General features: G+C 73.1%; 14 protein-coding genes and 2 pseudogenes. 7 read left to right on the plus strand and 9 right to left on the minus strand.

All coding sequences use genetic code 11. The annotated features are described in order from the left end of the window. Positions 1–61: 61 nt before the first annotated feature. From ACZ5WG_RS15030 to ACZ5WG_RS15040, 3 genes and pseudogenes are all read right to left on the minus strand, one after another. Complete coding sequence (locus ACZ5WG_RS15030; RefSeq protein WP_468723296.1) at positions 62–1138, minus strand: GNAT family N-acetyltransferase; 1077 nt, start codon at positions 1136–1138, stop codon at positions 62–64. Between the two features lie 65 nt (positions 1139–1203). Then, positions 1204–1584 (minus strand): hypothetical protein, encoded by a 381-nt coding sequence (locus ACZ5WG_RS15035; protein WP_468723913.1) that lies wholly within the window; start codon positions 1582–1584, stop codon positions 1204–1206. After that, positions 1484–1765 (minus strand): annotated as a pseudogene (locus ACZ5WG_RS15040) (hypothetical protein); the annotation flags it as partial. The pseudogene ACZ5WG_RS15040 and the gene ACZ5WG_RS15035, both read right to left, overlap by 101 nt. A 135-nt stretch (positions 1766–1900) precedes the next feature. Here ACZ5WG_RS15040 and ACZ5WG_RS15045 point away from each other — a divergent pair. Continuing rightward, positions 1901–3052 carry a serine hydrolase domain-containing protein gene (locus tag ACZ5WG_RS15045; protein ID WP_468723297.1) on the plus strand — a complete coding sequence of 384 codons (1152 nt, stop codon included), beginning with the start codon at positions 1901–1903 and terminating at the stop codon, positions 3050–3052. A gap of 20 nt (positions 3053–3072) precedes the next feature. Here ACZ5WG_RS15045 and ACZ5WG_RS15050 read toward each other — a convergent pair whose 3' ends face one another. Beyond that, positions 3073–4440: a M64 family metallopeptidase gene (locus ACZ5WG_RS15050; protein ID WP_468723299.1), complete on the minus strand. Its 1368-nt coding sequence runs from the start codon at positions 4438–4440 to the stop codon at positions 3073–3075. A gap of 153 nt (positions 4441–4593) precedes the next feature. Here ACZ5WG_RS15050 and ACZ5WG_RS15055 point away from each other — a divergent pair, with 153 nt between their 5' ends. Then, positions 4594–5928, plus strand: a complete 1335-nt coding sequence (locus ACZ5WG_RS15055; protein ID WP_468723301.1) for a helix-turn-helix domain-containing protein — start codon at positions 4594–4596, stop codon at positions 5926–5928. 31 nt (positions 5929–5959) lie between these two features. Here ACZ5WG_RS15055 and ACZ5WG_RS15060 read toward each other — a convergent pair whose 3' ends face one another. Further along, complete coding sequence (locus ACZ5WG_RS15060) at positions 5960–7495, minus strand: MFS transporter (protein ID WP_468723302.1); 1536 nt, start codon at positions 7493–7495, stop codon at positions 5960–5962. Positions 7496–7687: 192 nt separating this feature from the next. Between ACZ5WG_RS15060 and ACZ5WG_RS15065 the strand changes: the two genes are divergently transcribed. Next, positions 7688–7852, plus strand: a complete 165-nt coding sequence (locus ACZ5WG_RS15065) for a DUF6126 family protein (RefSeq protein ID WP_468723304.1) — start codon at positions 7688–7690, stop codon at positions 7850–7852. A gap of 75 nt (positions 7853–7927) precedes the next feature. On the opposite strand, the gene ACZ5WG_RS15070 is transcribed toward ACZ5WG_RS15065, so the two are convergent. Further along, entirely contained in the window at positions 7928–8170 is a 243-nt protein-coding gene (locus ACZ5WG_RS15070; RefSeq protein ID WP_468723306.1) for a DUF6158 family protein, read from the minus strand. Positions 8171–8263: 93 nt separating this feature from the next. On the opposite strand from ACZ5WG_RS15070, the gene ACZ5WG_RS15075 reads away from it, so the two are divergent. From ACZ5WG_RS15075 to ACZ5WG_RS15085, 3 genes and pseudogenes are all read left to right on the plus strand, one after another. Then, positions 8264–9364 carry a M20 family metallopeptidase gene (locus ACZ5WG_RS15075; RefSeq protein WP_468723308.1) on the plus strand — a complete coding sequence of 367 codons (1101 nt, stop codon included), beginning with the start codon at positions 8264–8266 and terminating at the stop codon, positions 9362–9364. A gap of 96 nt (positions 9365–9460) precedes the next feature. Further along, positions 9461–10117: a TetR/AcrR family transcriptional regulator gene (locus ACZ5WG_RS15080; RefSeq protein ID WP_468723309.1), complete on the plus strand. Its 657-nt coding sequence runs from the start codon at positions 9461–9463 to the stop codon at positions 10115–10117. Then, a pseudogene (locus ACZ5WG_RS15085) lies at positions 10114–11433 on the plus strand (MFS transporter); the annotation flags it as partial. The gene ACZ5WG_RS15080 and the pseudogene ACZ5WG_RS15085, both read left to right, overlap by 4 nt. Here the strand turns inward: ACZ5WG_RS15085 and ACZ5WG_RS15090 are convergent. Then, positions 11416–12324, minus strand: a complete 909-nt coding sequence (locus tag ACZ5WG_RS15090) for a LysR family transcriptional regulator (protein ID WP_468723311.1) — start codon at positions 12322–12324, stop codon at positions 11416–11418. The pseudogene ACZ5WG_RS15085 and the gene ACZ5WG_RS15090 overlap by 18 nt on opposite strands. A gap of 200 nt (positions 12325–12524) precedes the next feature. On the opposite strand from ACZ5WG_RS15090, the gene ACZ5WG_RS15095 reads away from it, so the two are divergent. Continuing rightward, complete coding sequence (locus ACZ5WG_RS15095) at positions 12525–13100, plus strand: DUF6817 domain-containing protein (RefSeq protein WP_468723312.1); 576 nt, start codon at positions 12525–12527, stop codon at positions 13098–13100. A 14-nt stretch (positions 13101–13114) separates the two neighbouring features. On the opposite strand, the gene ACZ5WG_RS15100 is transcribed toward ACZ5WG_RS15095, so the two are convergent. Continuing rightward, entirely contained in the window at positions 13115–16396 is a 3282-nt protein-coding gene (locus ACZ5WG_RS15100; RefSeq protein WP_468723313.1) for a TIM-barrel domain-containing protein, read from the minus strand. 153 nt (positions 16397–16549) lie between these two features. Next, on the minus strand, positions 16550–17767 hold the full coding sequence (locus ACZ5WG_RS15105) for a cytochrome P450 (protein WP_468723315.1): 1218 nt from the start codon (positions 17765–17767) through the stop codon (positions 16550–16552). Positions 17768–17803 lie beyond the last annotated feature (36 nt).

Genomic DNA, 17803 nt, shown 5'->3' on the forward strand with positions numbered 1-17803 from the left:
CCTCCGAGGCTATCGCCCAGGACGGCCGGAGCGGCGGTGACACCGACCGGCGCAACTGCGGCTACTGGACTGCGGTGGTCCGCAGGGTGTAGCGGGCTTCGCCTTCCTCGGTGGAGCCGGTCCGCTCGAACCCTGCCCGGACGACCACCCCGTGGGAGGGGGCGTTGTCCGCGTCGACCCGGGCGTGCAGCGCGGTCACACCGGGCTGGCTGAAGGCCCAGCCGGCCAGGCCCTTCAACGCCTCGGTGGCGTACCCGTTGCCGCGGGCCGACGGTACGAGGTCGTAGCCGACCTCAGCGTTCCCCTCGGCGTCGGGGGCGCCGTGGAAGCCGATCCCGCCGATCGCGCGCCGGTCCTGCGCACGGACGATGGCGTACGCACTCCACCCCGGGCGGAACGTTCCCTCTTCCTTCGCCTTGGCCACCATCCCGGCGGCGCCCCGGGTGCCGTCGCCGGGGCCGTCCTCGGCCCAGGCGAAGCCGCCGGTGCCGCCGTCGTGGAGATCGCCGGCGACGAGCGGGGAGATCTCGCAGAGCACGACGCGCTCCGTGGCGATGGGTTCGGCGTACCAGCGCCAGGCCCGGCGGCGGGGCAGGCCCGGGAGTCCGGCCCGGCCGGTCACCCACAGGAGGGTGGGCCAGGGAGCGGCGATGCCGCGCGGAGCCTGCGGGAAGAGCCGGTCGAGGACCTGTTCGCAGAGGTCGGCGTCGGGCTCCCAGTCGTGGACGCCGAGGCCGACGAGGATGTCGTGGGTGTGCAGCAGCGTCTCGACGACGCCCATCGCCGCGAAGCCGTCGGGGCCCGCCATGCCGTACGGGTGCCAGGCCCGGACCCCGGGGTCGGTCACGGCCACGGCGGCGGACAGCAGGCCCCCGGTGGCCTCGATGACCTGGATCAGGCCGGTGGGGGTGGTGCCGGGGTCCGCGCTGATGTCGAAGGGGGCGTATCCGCTGGTCGAGCGCCCGGTCAGCTGGGTGGCGTACCCGGTGAAATCGCTCGCCACGTGGACGGCGGTGTCGTAACAGCTCCACTCGAGGTCGGCGGCCGGGGCGGACCAGTCGAGGTGCGCCACCCGTCGGAGCGCCTGTGCGGTGAGGGACACGGATCGGTCTACGGCGTCGGAGCCCATGATCGTCATGGGCGGAACCCTAGGTCGGCGCACCGTGCCCGGGCCAGCGGATATCCGGGACGGGCGCGGAGCCGTCAGGGGCCGGGGTCCGGGAGCGGGCCGCCGCAGCGGGAGCAGGTCCGGGCTCCTCGTTCGGAGGCGAGCCGTCCGCAGTCGGGGCAGACCAGGTGGAGCAGGCAGGCCGGCTCACCGCCCGCGGCGGGGGCGGGCGGGGGCGGGGTCTCCCGGTCGGAGCCCCTCGGTGCCTCGGTGCCGGGCGCCTCGATGCCGGGCGCCTCGGGGCCGGGCGCCTCGGGGCCGGGCGCCTCGGGGCCGGGCGCCTCGGAGCCGGGCGCCTCGGAGCCGGGCGCCTCGGAGCCGGGCGCCTCGGAGCCGGGCGCCTCGGAGCCGGGCGCCTCGGTGCCGGGCGGCTCGGTGCCGTGGGCCCCTGCGCCGTGGGCCTTCGTCTCGTGCACCTCTGCGCCGTGGGCGTGCGTCGTCATGTTTCGTCCTTCCCGTATCCGTATCCCTCCCCCGGGGCGGCCCTCGCACACCCGGCGGACCGGGTCGTATCCGGTCTGCGCCGGCCGTACCAGGGCCAGGCGCGAGGCCGGGGCGGCGGTTGACCACCCCGCCTCCGTGCCGCCTCGAGCGCATTCGCCCTGTCGTGCGCCGCGCGTCCGGCCGATGAATCCACCCCGCTGCGGGAGTCTTTGTCTGCGGGGGCCGGCCCGTTCGGCAGGCCCCCGCATCGGAAGAGGCATCGGGAGAGGCATCGGGAGAGGTGGAGTGATGACCGGCCTGCGCGACATCCTGGAACGGCACGTGAGCAGCGGATCTCTGCCCGGGGCGGTGGGCCTGGTGGCCCGTGGCGACCGGGTGGAGGTCGAGGCCGTCGGCTCGGCCGACATCGAGGGCACGGCTCCGATGGTCCGGGATTCGGTCTTCCGTATCGCCTCGCTCACCAAACAGGTCACGGCCGCGGCGGTCATGATGCTGGTCGAGGAGGGCCGGTTCGCGCTGGAGGACCCGGTCGAGCCGTGGCTGCCGGAGCTGGCCTCGCGCGTCGTCGTCCGTACGCCCGCGAGCCCGGTCGACGACGTGGTGCCCGCGGCCCGCCCGATCACCGTGCTCGACCTGCTCACGTCCCGCGCCGGGTACGGGTTCCCGTCCGACTTCTCGCTGCCTGCGGTCGGCCTGCTGTTCAGCGAGCTGAAGCAGGGGCCGCCGCAGCCGCAGCGCATCGCGGGGCCGGATGCCTGGATGAAGACGCTGTCGCACATTCCCCTGCTGTACCAGCCGGGCGAGGCCTGGCTGTACAACACCTGCTCGGACATCCTGGGCGTGCTGATCGCCCGGGTGTCGGGGCAGGCCCTGCCCGAGTTCCTGGCCGAGCGGATCTTCGAGCCGCTGGGGATGGCGGACACCGGGTTCGCCGTCCTGCCCGCGGACATGGGCCGGTTCACGAGCTACTACCGCGGGGGCGACGGCGGCCTCGAACTGGTCGACGCCCCCCACGGGCAGTGGAGCAGCGTCCCGGCCTTCCCCTCCGGCACCGGCGGCCTGGTCGGGACCGCCGACGACTTGTACGCGTTCGGCCGGATGATGCTCGCGCAGGGGGCGCTGGACGGGGACCGGGGCCGGCTCCTGTCGGCCGGGTCGGTGCGGCAGATGACCACCGACTGGCTGACCCCCGCCCAGCGGTCCGGCGGCGAACTGTTCCTGGAGGGGCAGGGCTGGGGGTTCGGCGGCTCGGTGGACGTCACGCTCCGCGATCCGTGGAACGTGCCGGGGCGGTACGGCTGGGTCGGCGGCACCGGGACCGCGGCCCACATCACCCCGGCCACCGGCGCCGTCTCCGTCCTGCTCACCCAGCGGGAGATGACCGGCCCGACCCCGCCCGCCGTGATGCGCGACTTCTGGACGTACGCGGCCGGCGCCTGAGGCTCCCGGGTGCGCCCCGGCTACAGGCGGACGTTCCAGTCGACGGTGGACTTGAGGCTGCGGGCGATCTTCGGGTCGCGGACCGAGGGCGTGCGGTCCTCGGCCGTGACCGACAGCTTGTGCGTGCGCAGGTCGAAGAGCCACAGCTCGGACACCGCGACCTCGGTCCGGCCCGCGAACCGCTTCAGCTCCCGCCCGTCGAGGTACCAGCGGACGTCCAGCTGGCGGCCGTCCGCGCCGGCCAGCCGGGGTACGGAGACCTTGGCCGTGTTGCGCAGCCGCAGGGTGCGGCCGGTCGGGGTGAGCGCGGCGGCGGGCTTCGCGTGCTGGTAGAAGCCGGCGATCATCGCCTCGGTGCCGGGCAGGTTGAAGGGCTTGCCGAGCACGCGCATGATCGAGTTGTCGGTGGGCCGGTACAGGCCGGTGACGTAGTAGCCGCCGCCCTCGTACGCGCCGACCGTGCCGCCGTCGGGTGACGGGGCGCCGAGCCAGCGGTACCACTTGGCCTGCTCGGCGGCCATCCGGTCGGCGGGCAGGGTGGAGGTGTTGGAGTCGGCGGGCTCGGGTCCCTCGTACTTCTCGTAGCCCGGGGTGCCGGGGTAGAAGTACTCGTCGGCGAGCTTGCCCAGGGAGTGGCCGGTCTCGTGGATGGCGACCTGGCCGGACTTCGCGTTGCCCGCCGACGCGGTCGATATCCCCTCGTAGCCGAGGGTGGCGCTGGGCTCGTTGTAGCCGGCCCCGCCGTACTTGGCGCTGTTGGCGAGGACGAGGACCAGGTCGGCCTCGGGCGCCTTCGCCACGTACGCGTCCACCTTCGGCTGGTCGATGCAGAGCAGCCGTTCGATGTCCTCGCACCAGAAGTACGAGCCGAGGGCGGTGTCACGGACGGTGGCCGGTGTGGGGTCGCCGGATACACCGGAGTCGTGGGATACGGCGTCGACCGTCCAGACGTTGAAGAGGTTGCGGTACGTGGAGTACGGCTCGACGGCGGTGATCTCGGCCCATTTGGCCTGGGCGTCGGCGTGGAACCGGTCCTGCTCGGCGGCGGTGTAGCCGTCCCCGATGACGACGATGTCGAGGCGGTCCGCGGTCGGGCCGTTGTCGACCATCTTGGCGACCTCGCCGTCGGCCGCCCGCTCGGCCTCGGAGAGCTGCGGGGCCTTCTTCGCCTGCCCGGCGACGGGAACGCGGGTGTGGCCGGATCCGGCGGCCGTGCCGTCCTCCGGCCCCGGTATCTCCACCTCGGTCCCGGTCTTCGCCGGTGTCGGCGAAGGTATCGGCGGCGGGGCGGCGGCCGCCGTGCCGAGGGGGCCTGCGGCCAGCAGCAGGGCCGTCGTACCGAGCGCGGCGAGGGCGCCGCGCAGCGTCAGGCGAAGGGACGCGTCCATGGAGTTCTCTCCCCCGGGAAGCCGGAAATTGCCGCATGTTAAGCGGCTTGATAAGTGGGCTGAACCGGTTGCTTAAACTAGGGGGCGCACGGGACGTGCGCAATGGCCTGCCGCCCCTGCACCATGGGGAGTTGGAGCAACCAGGGGGTCTTCATGGACGAACCGGCCGAGATCGGCCGCAGGGTTCAGCGCATGCGCGCGGAACTCGGCCTGACACAACGGGCGTTGGCGGAGCCCTCGTACACTTCCGCCTACATCTCGACTCTGGAGTCGGGCAAGGTCCGGCCCTCCGAGACGGCGCTGCGCTTCCTGGCCGGGCGACTCGGCACCTCGTACGAGGAACTGGCCACCGGGCGGCCCGCCCACCTGGCCACCGAGGTGCGCCTCGCCCTCACCGACGCCCAGCAGACGCTGGCCACCGGTGACGCCGCGGAGGCCGCCGTCCGCTACCGGCAGCTCCTCGCGGACGCGGAACGGCTCGGCCTCGACGCGGAACGGGCGGAGGCGCTGCTCGGCCTCGGCGACTGCGCCATCGAATCGGGGGAACTACCGGACGCCATCGCGCACTTCGAGGCAGCCGAGCGGCTGCTGGCCGACGAGCCGCTCCCCCGCCGCGCCCGCCCGATCCGCGGCCGGGCCGTGGCGCATCTGCTCGCCGGGGAACTCCGTTACGCCTGCTACCTGCTGGAATCCGCCATCGACGAGCTGGGCGCGAGCGGGCTGGCCGATCCGGAGGCGCTGGTGCTGCTCTATGCCGCCGTGATCGGTCCGTACATCGACATGGGCGCGCACGCCCGGGCGGCGCACGCCGCCGAACTGGCCCTGGCGCTGGCTCCGCAGGTGGCCGACCCGGCGCTGGTGGCGGGGATGCACCGGCAGGTCGCGCGCACCTTCCTCACCGCGGGCCGGCCGGCCGACGCCGATGCCTCGCTCGCCAAGGCGCAGGCGATCTACCGGCAGCTGCGGCTGCGGACCGATCTGGCGCACTGTCACTGGATGCGCGGCTACGTACAGGCCCAGAACGGTGATCTCGTTGCGGCGGAGGCGGAGTTGCGCACGGCCCGGGACATGCTCTCCGCCCGGCGGGCCGCGCTGTTCACGGCGCAGGTCGAGGTGGAGCTCGCCGACGTACTGCGCCGGCTCGGCCGGTGCGATGAGGCCGCCCGGCTGCTCTCCGCACTGCTGGAGCTGGGCGACAGCCACGGCGCCGTTCATGCGGGCGGCGCGCACCGGCTGCTCGGCCTGATGGCCGAGGAGCGCGGGGAGACCGAGTCCGCCGAGGAGCACTACGTCCAGGCGCTGACCCTGCTGGAGCGCAGCGGAGCCAGCGGCGATCTCGCGGACCTGTGCCGGCTGCTGGGCGACCTGCTGCGGCGTACGGGCCGGATCGAGGCCGCGCTGGACGCCTACCGCACGGGGCTGGGCCACCGCGCGGCGCCGGGGACCACCACGCTGGGCCCAGCGCCCGCATCACCGCTGCGGCGGTGATGCGGGCCGCTGAAAGCGGGGCCGTCCCCTGTCAGTGGTCCTCGGTGGGCCGGAGGTCGTGCGGGATCATCGTCCAGGTGGTGGCCGCCGCGGCGGCCGCGAGGAGTCCCGCGATGAGGAACGCCGGTGTGATGGCGAGGGTGTAGGCCTGGGAGGCCGCCTCGATCAGGCCCTTGCCGACCGCGCCGCCCAGCTGTTCGGCGATGTGGGCCGCTTCGCCGACGGATTCGCGGGCCGCGGCGAGGGTGGAGCCGTCCAGGTCCAGGGCCGGCAGGTTGCCGCGGTACAGGGCGGCCGCGGTGCTGCCCAGGACGGCGACGCCCATGGCCGAGCCCAGTTCGTAGCAGGTCTCCTCGATGGCGGCCGCGCTGGAGACCTCGTCCGCGGGCGCGGCCGAGATCAGCGTGACCGAGGCGACGGTGGTGGCGATGCCCGCGCCCAGGCCCATGACCGTCAGGGCGACGGCGAACGCCGGGTAGCCGGGGTCGGCGAACTGCTGGAAGGTCCAGGGCAGGGCCATGCCCGCGGCCAGGACGACCAGTCCGGCGCCCAGCACGTGCCGGATCGCGAAGCGCTGCATCAGCCGGGGTGCCACCAACGAGGCGCAGATCAGCGCGAGCGGGGCGGGCAGCAGGCGCAGCCCGGCCTCGAGCGGCGTGTAGCCCTGGCCGTACTGGAACCACTGGGTGACGAGGAAGAGGATCGCGCCCATGCCCACCATGGGCAGGAAGATGGCGGTGGCGGCGACGCTGAAGGCGGGCTTGGCGAACAGCCGTACCTGCAGCAGCGGGTTCTCCACGCGCAGCTGGCGGCGTACGAAGACGGTCAGCGCGACGGCGGCCAGGGCCAGCAGGGCCCACGGGAGCGGATCGGCGACACCGCTCTTGCCGAGCTGCTTGATGCCGCCCGCGAGGGCGAGCATGCCGACGATCGACTGGCCGACGCCCCACCAGTCCCAGCGGCCGGCGCTGCGCGCGGAGCGGGATTCGGGGAGGTAGCACAGGCCGGCCGCGACGATGACGGCGGCGACGGGGAGGTTCAGGAGGAACGCGGAGTGCCAGCCGTAGTCCTGGACGAGGAGCCCGCCGAGGACCGGGCCGAAGGCCATGCCGCCGCCGAAGACGGCCGCCCAGACGGCGAGCGCGAAGGCCCGCTCCTTGGCGTCGGTGAACACGCTGCGCAGGATCGACAGGGTCGACGGCATGATCGCCGCGCCGCCGATGCCGAGAAGTGCGCGGGCCGCGATCACGTGCCAGGCCTCGGTGGAGAAGACGGCGATCAGGGAGGCGGCGGAGAAGATCCCGAAGCCAGCCATCAGCAGCCGCTTGCGGCCCCAGCGGTCACCGAGGGCGCCGGCCGTGACGAGCAGGCCGGAAAGGGCGAGCGCGTAGACGTCGATGATCCACAGCTGCTGCACGGCGCCGGGCTGGAGGTCGCCGACGAGGGAGGGGAAGGCCACGTTCAGGATCGTGGTGTCCATCGAGATCAGCAGAAGGCTGCCGGAAAGGATGGCGAGGACGATCCACCGGCGCGGGTCGAGTGGAGCGGCGGTGCGGCGGGCGTGCATGGGGTTCCGTTCGGGGTTGCGCGGCGAGGAGGCGGTCGCATCAGATCAGAGTGAGCCTCCCTCGCCTCGAATGATACAAATTTGTCTCATCCGATGCAAAGGAGGCTCATATCCGGGATCCGCGTACGCTGTTTCTTCGACCCGCCCCGGCCCCACCCCTACCGCCGCCCCGCCCCCGAACGGAGATCCGCTGTGCCGGACGACAAGACCGAGGATCCCGCCTCTGCGGCGGCGAGGCACGAGAAGTGGAAGGAGAAGGGCGTCGCACTGCGCGCGTTCTTCTACATCTTCGGGACGCACGTGTTCGCCGGGTTCGTCTGGCTGCTGTTCTACCTGGGCGAGCACGCCAAGAAGTAAGGCCCCCCAGGCTTCTCAGGCCTCTCGGGCCTCTCGGGCCTCCCAGACCTCTCGGACCTCTCGGTCCTCAGGCCTTCACTCCTCGCCGGTCCGGGCGCGCGCGCCCGACCGGGTCCGCCCCGGCGTCTGGGCACGCTGCGGGTGCCGGCGTACGTACTCGTGCTCCAGCTCGTTCATCCGCTGCGTATGGGTGACCAGAGCCTCGTCCGACCCGTACAGCAGGGTCTCGTGGCGGGTCCGGTGGATGGCCTCCAGCTCCTTGAGCAGTCTGCCTTCCTCCAGCTTCCCTGCCGACGGACCGCCGTCATGCTCCGCCATGGCCTTGCACCTCCTCCACTCCATCATCCCCTCCACCGCCGCGTTCGTCCCGGCCGCGGCCTTCCGCCGCGGCGTCCCGGCTACCCTTGCCGCATGACGCTGCGCACGACCGCCAACGTGAGTGTTGACGCGATGATCGAGGACCTCAGGACACTCGTCGAAACCGAGTCTCCCTCGCGTGATCTCGAGGCCCTGGCCGCATCGGCCAAAACCGTCGCCGGTGTCATCGAGAGCCGCCTCGGCGGACACGCCGTCCTCATCGACAGCGAAGCCGGACCGCACGTCCACTGGTCGGCCGGCGGTGATCCCAAGGTGCTGATCCTCGGTCACCACGACACGGTGTTCCCGCTCGGCACCCTCGAACGCCGCCCGTTCGCGGTCGAGGACGGGCATGCGACCGGCCCCGGGGTCTTCGACATGCTCGGCGGTCTGGTGCAGGCGATCCACGGTCTGGCGGCGCTCGAGGACCGGTCGGGCGTCGAGATCCTGGTCACCGCCGACGAGGAGGTCGGCTCCCACTCCTCCCGCGCCCTCATCGAGGAACGGGCCCTCGTCTGCGGCGCCGTCCTGGTCTTCGAAGGCGCCGCCGACGGCGGGGCCCTGAAGACCGGCCGCAAGGGCTGCGGCACGTTCCGGGTCTCCGTCGCGGGCCGGGCCTCGCACGCGGGACTCGAGCCCGAAGCGGGGGTCAACGCCCTGATCGAGGCAGCACACCAGGTACTGGACATCGCGGCGCTGGGCCGGCCCGAGATCGGTACGACCGTCACCCCGACCGTCGCGTCCGCGGGAACCCTGGACAACGTCGTTCCGGCAGAGGCGACGGTCGTCGTCGACGTCCGGGTCGAGTCGGCCGATGAGAAGGAACGCATCGAAGCCGCGTTCGCAGCGCTCGCCCCGCATCTCGAAGACGCGCAGATCACCGTCCATGGATCCATCGGCCGGCCCCCGATGCCGGAGTCGGCGTCGGCCGGTCTCTTCGCGGTGGCCCGGCAGCTGCTCCCCGGCCTCGAAGGCAGGTCGGTCGGCGGCGGAAGCGACGGCAACTTCACGGCCGCCCTGGGGGTGCCGACCCTTGACGGCCTGGGAGCCGTCGGAGGCGGCGCCCACGCCGACCACGAGTACGTGGTGATCGAAGCCATGGCGGAACGGGCGAACCTCGTTGCCGGGCTGGTGCACACGATCCAGAACGCGTAGCGCCTGCCCCTCAGCGGGGTACTGGGGGTGCGCGCGCACGGACCATCGGCCGAGCAGCGAGTAGACAGTGTCTACTCGGACTGGTAGACACGGCCCATGGAACAGCACAGCCCGCTCCGGGAACGACTGATCGACGTCGGCGTCGACCTCGTGCTGACCGAGGGCACCGCCGCCCTCGGCCTGCGCGAGATCGCCCGCCGCGCCGGGGTGTCGCACGGCGCGCCCCGGCGCTACTTCCCCACCCACCACTCCCTGCTCTCGGCGATCGCCCGGCGCGGATTCGCCGACCTCGGGGGCCGGTTCGCGGCCGCGACCGCCGGCGCGTCCTCGCCGCGCGAGCAGGTACGTGCGCTCGGGTGCGCGTACGTCGGCTACGCACTGGAGCACCGCGGGATGTTCGAGCTGATGTTCCGTCACGACCTGCTCGACAGCGAGGGACAGGAGGGCGCCGGGCCATCGGACACGGGGCACGAGGACGCCGGGCAGGAGGACGCCGGGCACCGGCAGCCGAGGCTGCGCGAGTCCACCCTCCCCTTGTTCCGCCTGCTCGTCGGGCTCGTCTCCCGCTGCCGGGCCGGCGGGGATCCCGAGGTCACCGCCGCCGCCCTGTGGGCCAACCTGCACGGCGTGGCCCAGTTGTGGGCCTGGGGCAGCCTGCCCCTGGTCCTCGGCGACGCGGCCCACCACCGGACCGGCGTCGAACGGCTCGTCGACGCCGCCCTCGACGCCCACCTCGGGGCGGTCCCCGCATGACCCGGCCCAGGCAGCGGGTCGCGCTCCTCGTCAGCGTCGGCGGCGCGATGCTCGTCGCGCTCGACGGCACCGTCCTCAGCGTGGCGCAGCCCAGCCTGCGCCACGACCTCGGGGCGAGCGTGGCCCAGGTCCAGTGGACCAGCACCGCCTATCTCCTCACCGTGGCCGCCTTCCTCGTCATCGCCGGCCGCCTCGGCGACCGGTACGGGCATCCGCGGCTGCTCCTCGTCGGCGTGCTCGGCTTCGCCGCGACCTCCGCGGGGATCGCGCTCGCGCCCGGGGTCGGCTGGGTCATCGCCCTGCGCGCCGCCCAGGGGGTGTTCGGGGCGCTGCTGCAACCGGCGACCCTCGCACTGCTGCGCCTCGCCTACCCGCCCGACCGGCTCTCCACCCCGGTGGCGGTCCGGACCAGTGCCATCGGCGTGGCCGCCGCGGCCGGTCCGCTGCTCGGGGGCGTGCTGGTCGCGCAGTCGGGCTGGCGTTCCGTGTTCGTGCTGAACGTGCCGATCGCCCTCGTGATCGCCGCGCTCGCCCTCGCCGTACGGGTGCCCGCGCCGCCCCGGACCGGACCGGACGGGCCGGCCTCGGACCGGCCCGCGCTGACCGGTGCGGCGCTGCTGGCCGCGGCCCTCGCCGTGCTCGTCCACGCGCTGGCCGGCGTACCCGCCCACGGCTGGACCGCGCCGCCGACGCTGCTCGGGCTCGGCGGGGCCGCGGCCCTCGCGGTGGCGCTCGTACGGTACGAACGGCGGGCCGCACAGCCGCTCGTACCGGCCGCCGTGGCGCGGTCGCGGCCGGTCGCGGCCTCGATGGCGCTGCTGCTGGCCGTCTCCGGCGGTATGTTCGGAGCGCTGTTCGTGTCGACCTTCCTGCTCCAGGACGTACGGGGCCTCGACCCGCTCGCCACCGGCCTGCTGGTGCTCCCGCTGACCGGCAGCATGGTCGCGGGTGCGCCGCTGGCCGGGATGGCGCTGCGCCGGTGCGGGCCGCGCCGGACGGCGCTCACCGGTACGGGCCTGGTCGTCCTCGGGGTCGGCGGGCTGGGCGTGTGGTCCGGCCCGGCGGTCATGGCGGCCTTCGCGGTGCTCGGCGCCGGGTTCGCCGCGGTCATGGTGACCGCCACCGGCACGGTGGCCGGGGACGCCCCGGCCGGGTACGCGGGAGTCGTCAGCGGGCTCAAGCAGACGGCGATGAACGTCGGTCCGACCCTGGGCATCGCCGTCGCCGCGGGCGCGGGGGCCTCGCCGACGGCCCTGTTCGTACTGGCGGCCCTGGCCGCCGTGGGACTGCTGCCGGCCTCACTGCTGCCGCGCGGCGCGCGCCGTACAGCTGCGGGCGACGTCGTCGGCGAAGACGCGGGCCAGCGGGGACAGGGCCGACCAGCGGCGGACGGCCCAGCCGACCGCGAGCGGCGGCAGGGCCGGGACCGGGACGAGGCGCAGCGGGCCGTCTGATCCGGGGACCCGCCAGCCGGGCAGGGCGGGCACGACGGCGTGGCCGAGGCCCAGTTCGGCCAGCAGCAGCGCGGTGTCCCAGTCGGCCACGCTGGTGTCGGACCGTATCCGGATGCCCGATTCCGCGAAGGCGGCGTCGAGGTGGGCGCGGGACGCGGAGTTCTCCGGGAGCCTGATGTGGCGGATGCCGGCGAGGTCGGCAGGCTCGATCCTGGGCCGGTCGGCGAGGGGGTCGCCGGCACAGACCGCGAGCACCCAGGGCAGCTCCATCACCGGACGCTGTTCGATCCCGCGCACGGGCCTGCCGATGGTGATCCAGGCGAGGTCCAGGTCGTCGGCGGCGAGCGCGTCGAAGCAGCTGCGGCTGGAGTTCTCGGTCTGGAACTCCAGGCTGACCTGGGGGTGGCGGCGCCGGAAGCCGACGACGGCCTCGGACATGAAGTGCCGTACGGTCGTCGCGCCCGTGGTGATGCGCACCGAGCCGGTGTCCCCGCGGACGAGGTCGTCGAGGCGGCGCAGGGCACCGTCGAGCCCGGCGATGCCGTCGGCGGCGGCCGCCTGGAGGATGCGCCCGGCCTCGGTGGGGACGACGCCGCGGGCGTGCCGCTCCAGCAGGTCGGTGCCGGTCTGCTTCTCGAGGCGGCGGACGTGCTGGCTGACGGCCGACTGGGTGCAGCCGAGGTCGCGGGCGACGGCGCTGAGACTGCCGGCCCGGCAGACGGCCACGAAGACGCGGAGATCGTCGAGAGTCATGGGATCCAAGCTACAGCTTGGGTCTTGATAGGAATTCAGAGGATTGACTTGGGTTTTCGGCTGGACCATGATCATTGCAGGGCCCAGGGCGGCAACCCGTCCCCGCCTGCGCCACGGTCCGGACCCGGCGCAGGCGGGGACGGGTGTCGACCCGCACCCCTCTTTCAGATCCTTCGGACGCGCGAGGAAGGACCACTCCCATGGCGGTACCGGCACAGCCCGACGGGCCGGAGGCGCGCGCCCTCGCATGGCTGCGCGAGCTCGGCGCCGGGCGCCTCGACCACCCCGGCGGCACCTTGCTCGCCCATCTGGAACGCGTACAGGCGCGGCTCGGGGCGTGGGGTGCCCGGCCCGCGCTCCGACTCGCGGGCCTGTGCCACGCGTTCTACGGTACGGACGGCTTCGCCACCGCCCTGCTGCCGGTCGACCGCCGGGCCGCGCTCGCGGCGGTGATCGGGGCGGAGGCCGAGGAGATCGTCTATTTCTACGCCAGTTGCGACCGGGCGGCCTCCTATCCGGCGCTCGCCGCCGGCGAGGAGGGCGCGGCCGCGTTCCGCGACCGGTTCACCGGTCACGTGTACTGCCCCGACCGCCGTTCGCGGCGGGATTTCGCCGAGCTGTCCGCCGCGAACGAACTGGACCTCGCGCAGATCGACCCCGCGTTCCGCGCGGCCCACGGGCCCGGCCTCCTCGCCCTGTTCGCCCGGCTGCGGGGCCTGCTGACCGAGTCGGCCTGGCGGGACTGCCAGGCCGTGCTCGGCGGTGCCGCGCCCTGACGCCGTGTCCGGCGTCAGGGCGTGAAGGTCCAGCGCTGGGCCGGGCTGTTGTCGCAGGCGGTGCGGGTGAGCGCGGTGCCGTTCGCGGTGCCGGCGCCGACCGGCGCCAGGCACTGGCCGAGCGTACGGAGGCTGCCGTCCGGCCCCGGCTGCCAGTTCTGGCCGGCGGCTCCGCTGCACGTCTGGACGGTGATCCGGGAGGCGCTCGTACCGTCGAGGCAGACCCCGCCCAAGCCGGTGACGTGGCCGTCGGCCTTCAGGCTCCAGCGCTGGTTGGGGCCGCCGTGGCAGGTGTACAGGGTGGGTTCGGTGCCCGGCGCGGTCGCGCTGTGCGGCAGGTCGGTGCAGCGGGCGGAGGCCGCGTTCACGAGGGTGGCGTCGGCCGGGAGCGGGGCGGCGCGCCCGGTGAGGCTGATCTCGGCCGCGCTGGTCCAGGGGCCGCGCCCGCCGGCTTCGGTCAGGGCCCTGAGGCGGAGATAGCGGCCGGTCTTCGCCGACAGGGACACGGACTTGGCGACGGCGGTGTCGGCGAAGGTACCGGTCGCCACCGGGGAGCCCCAGTCGGTGGTGGTGTCGGAGACGTACACCTCGTAGCCGCCGATCCGGCCGTTGACCCCGCCGTCCTGGCGGGGCAGGTAGCCGAGGCCGTCGACCGCGTAGCGGGCGCCGAGGTCGATGCTGATCTCGTGCGGGAGCGCGGCCGGCGTGCCCGAGGACCAGGCGGTGTGCCAGATCGTGGCCGGCTTGCCGTCGAAGGCGTTCGCGGCCGCGCCGTTCTCGGCGGCCGTCTCCTGGCTGTCGGCGGAGACCAGGGTCCAGGCCGACTGCGGGATGGGGGCGGAGGTCGCCGGGACCGGGTCGGCCGCCGGGACGGAGGTGCCGGTGGCCGTGATGCCGAACGCGCCCGACTTCGTACCGGTCTTGACCCACAGGATGCCGCCGCGGTCGGCGGGGTCGAAGTACCAGCCGGACGCGGCCGCGTCGTAGCCCGCCTTGGACGTCTGGCGGGCCAGGGCGCTGCCGTCCGCCGTCACCGCGCCCGGTGCGGAGGCCACGTGGAGGGTGAACTCGTAGCCGCGCGCGGCGGGTTTGCCGGTGTAGCTGCCGGTGGGCGCGCCGACGGAGACGCTGACCGTGCCGGAGCCGGTGACCGGGGCGGTGACGTCCACCTGCTGGCGGGCGTACGCGCCGGACTGGTGGGCGCGGGTGAGCCCGTCGTCCTCGTAGAGGCTGAACGAGGAGTTGCCGCGCGGGTGGATGTCGTAGGTGAGGGTGGAGACGGGCTTCTCGCCCGTGTGGTTCATCTGCGGCCACATCGGCACGATCGCACCGCCCTTGACGAAGAGCGGCAGGGTGTCGAGAGGCGCCTGGTAATCGTTCAGCCAGCCCGGGCCGGCGTACGTCTTCCCGGTCCAGTAGTCCGTCCAGGTGCCGGCGGGCAGGTAGATGCCGTCGCGGACGGAGGTGTCGGAGACGACGGGCGCGACGAGGAAGGAGTCGCCGGCCATGAACTGGCCGCTGGTGAGGTTGCCGCGGGCCACCGGGTCGTCCGGGTACTCGAGGACCAGGGCGCGGGTGCTCGGCACACCGCTCTCGTGGGCGGTGCGGCTCATGGTGTAGAGGTACGGCATCAGCCGCATCTTGAGCTGGAGGTACTTGCGGTTGATGGAGAGGTACGGTTCGGCGAAGCGCCAGGGCTGCTTGTCCTGGTAGCCGGCGGCCGGGTTGGTCGCGCCCCAGCCCGACATGGTCATGAAGGCCGGGGTGAAGGCCTTCCACTGGAGGTCGCGGGTGTACGTCTTGGGGCTGCCGCCGAAGATGCCGTCGATGTCGCCGGAGGCGTAGTTGAGGGCGGACAGGCCCGCGCCGGCGATGGCGGGGACGTGCCAGCGCATGTCGTCCCAGGTGCCGTTGGTGTCGCCGGTCCAGACGACGGCGTTGCGCTGGGTGCCGGCCCAGCCGTCGACGGTCCACACGTAGCGGCGGGCGTCGGAGTTCTTCTCGATGCCGTCGACGGCCTGCTGCACGCCCGTGAAGGCGGTCTTGTAGCCGGCGCCGATCCAGGCGACGTCCGTCTTCACGCCACGGGTTCCGGCTTTGCCGACCTCGTCGGCGATGGAGCCGAGGCCGGTGGAGGTCCACAGTCCGGTCTGGAAGCCCTTCGCCTTCAGGGCGTCGACCGTCGACTTGAGCGGGGCGGTGTAGCCGCAGCCGTAGCCGTCGTTGGGCAGGAACCAGCCCGAGGGCATGTCGGCTGCACGGGCGTCGGATGCGTACCCGACCACGTCGGGGGTGGTCTGGTGGCGCAGGCGGTTGTGATCACCCTGGTAGTCGGGGTTGGAGGCGTTGAAACAGTCGGCGTTGCCGAGCTCGAGGCCCCACATCGGCGCCATGAAGGGCTTTCCGCTGACATCGGTGTACGCGTCGAGTACGGACTTGAGCGAACCGCCGGTGAAGTACCAGGCGTCGAAGCGCTTCTCGTCGTGGGTGAGGGTGGTCGGGGCGTTGAAACCGTACGAGCCCGGGGCCCAGGTGTTGCGCATGACGCCGTAGCCGTTGGTGGACATGTAGAAGGGGGCGGGGCTGGCGTTGTTGTTCTCGCGCCATTTGTTGTCGACGGCGACGGGGACGGTCTTGCCGCGCAGCGCCCATTCGCCGAGGCGCAGGCCGGTTCCGTAGAACTGCTCGTCGGCGCCGCGGGCCAGGTACTGGGTGGTCTGGGTACCTGTCCAGGAGGTGGGCTGGGTCTCCTGCCAGACCAGCGTGGAGTTGTCCGCGCGGTAGACGGAGAACTGCAGGGGCGTCTTGTTGACGCGGATGTTCAGGGCTCCGGTGGTGATCCGGTAGTACGCGCCCGCGTCGGTGAGGGTGGTGTCGACGGAACCGAAGTCGGTGGTCGGGGCGAGGTCGGAGCCGGCCGGGTCGTTGGTGAACGCGCCGTCGGGTGACAGCCAGAGCCGGAAGATGTCGGCGCGGGCGACGACGACGCGGGCCTTCGCGCCGGCGGTCGTGGTGACGGTGAAGGTGTTCCCGGACTGGGTGAGGCCGGTGGCGTTGCCTGCCGTGGCGGGAGCGGGCGCCGCGGCAGCCGGCGAGATCATCGGCCCGGCGGCGGCCAGCCCCGCGACGGCGAGGGCCCCGGCGAGCAGCGCGGCCAGCGGCGCCCGCTGCCGCTTCTGCTTCTGCTTCTTGCGCGGGTGGGCGCGGACAAGGCTGCGGGCATGGGCGCGAGTGCGGGCGTGTGTGCGGGCGTGTGTGCGGGTGTGTGTGCGGCTGGGGATGCGGATGAGTCTCATGGGGCAGCTCCTCGTGCGGTCCGGATTGCGGACACACCGCTTTGGCATGCGCCTGGCAAGATAGCGGCCCACGGAGATCACTTGAAGGATGCTGCTCGAAGTAGTCTTCAATCAAGCATCTTTGAGCATCCGCCGGGCCGCTTGCGGACGGCGTCAGTCGAAGCGGACGGGGAGGTGCTTGATGCCGTTGATGAAGTCGGAGCGGAGGCGGCGGATCTCGCCCGCGAGGCCGAAGCCGGGGTGGCGGGCCAGGAGTTCGCGGATCAGGGCCTTGATCTGGGTGCGGGCCAGGCCGGCGCCCAGGCAGAAGTGGGGACCGCCGCCGCCGAAGGTGAGGTGTTCGTTCGGGGTGCGGCGGATGTCGAAGACGAAGGGGTCGGTGAACACGTCCTCGTCGCGGTTGGCGGAGGTGTAGTACGTGACCACCTTCTGGCCGGCGGCGATCGCGCGGCCGCGCAGGACGGTGTCCCGGGTGGCGGTGCGGCGGAAGTTGTGGATCGAGCCGCCCCAGCGCAGGAACTCCTCAGTGGCCGAGGTCCACAGCGACTCGTCCTGCGGGGACGCCGCCAGCTCGGCGCGGGCCGCCGGGTGTTCGATCAGGGCCAGCAGCGTGGCCGAGAGCAGGTTGCGGGTGGTCTCGTTGCCCGCCACGCACAGCAGGACGAAGAACATGTTGATCTCGTCCGGGGTGAGCCGGTCCCCGTCGACCTCGGCGTGCACCAGCGTCGAGAGGATGTCCTCGCGGGGGCGCGCCCGCCGCTCGGCCGCCAGGGCGTCGCAGTAGGCGTAGATCTCGGCGGCGGCCAAGTCGCTGTCATCCTTGCCCGCCGAGAGCTCCGGGTCCTGGCCGCCGGCCATCCGGTTGCTCCAGTCGAAGATCAGCCGCTCGTCGCCGGGCGGTACGCCGACCATCTCGCAGATCGTCTGGATCGGCAGCCAGGCAGCCACCTCGGTGACGAAGTCCATGTCCCGGCCGGGCACGACCGCACCTTCCACCAGCGCGGCGGCCCGCTCTCCGATCCGGGCGGCGAGCCGGCGTACGACGCGGGGCGTGAAGCCCGCGCTGACCAGGGAGCGGTAGCGCGAGTGGCGCGGGGCGTCCATGCCGAGCAGGACCAGGCGCAGGGTCTGCAGGGACTCGGGACTCTGGTCGCGGATCATGAAGGAGCCGAGCTCGGTGGACCACAGCTCGGGGTCGCGGCTCACGGCCTTGACGTCGGCGTGCCGCGTGACGGCGTAGAAGCCCTGGTGGCGGCCGGGCACCTCGTGCCAGTGCACGGGGTCCTCCCGGCGCAGCCGGGTGAACTGCGCGTGCGGGACCTCGCGGGCCCAGGTGTCTTCCAGGAGGTCCGTCTCGCCGGTGGGGGTCACGGTCGATCCACTTCCCTTCGGTTCGCTTCAGGCCTT

Source organism: Streptomyces sp. NPDC032745 (assembly GCF_055579465.1).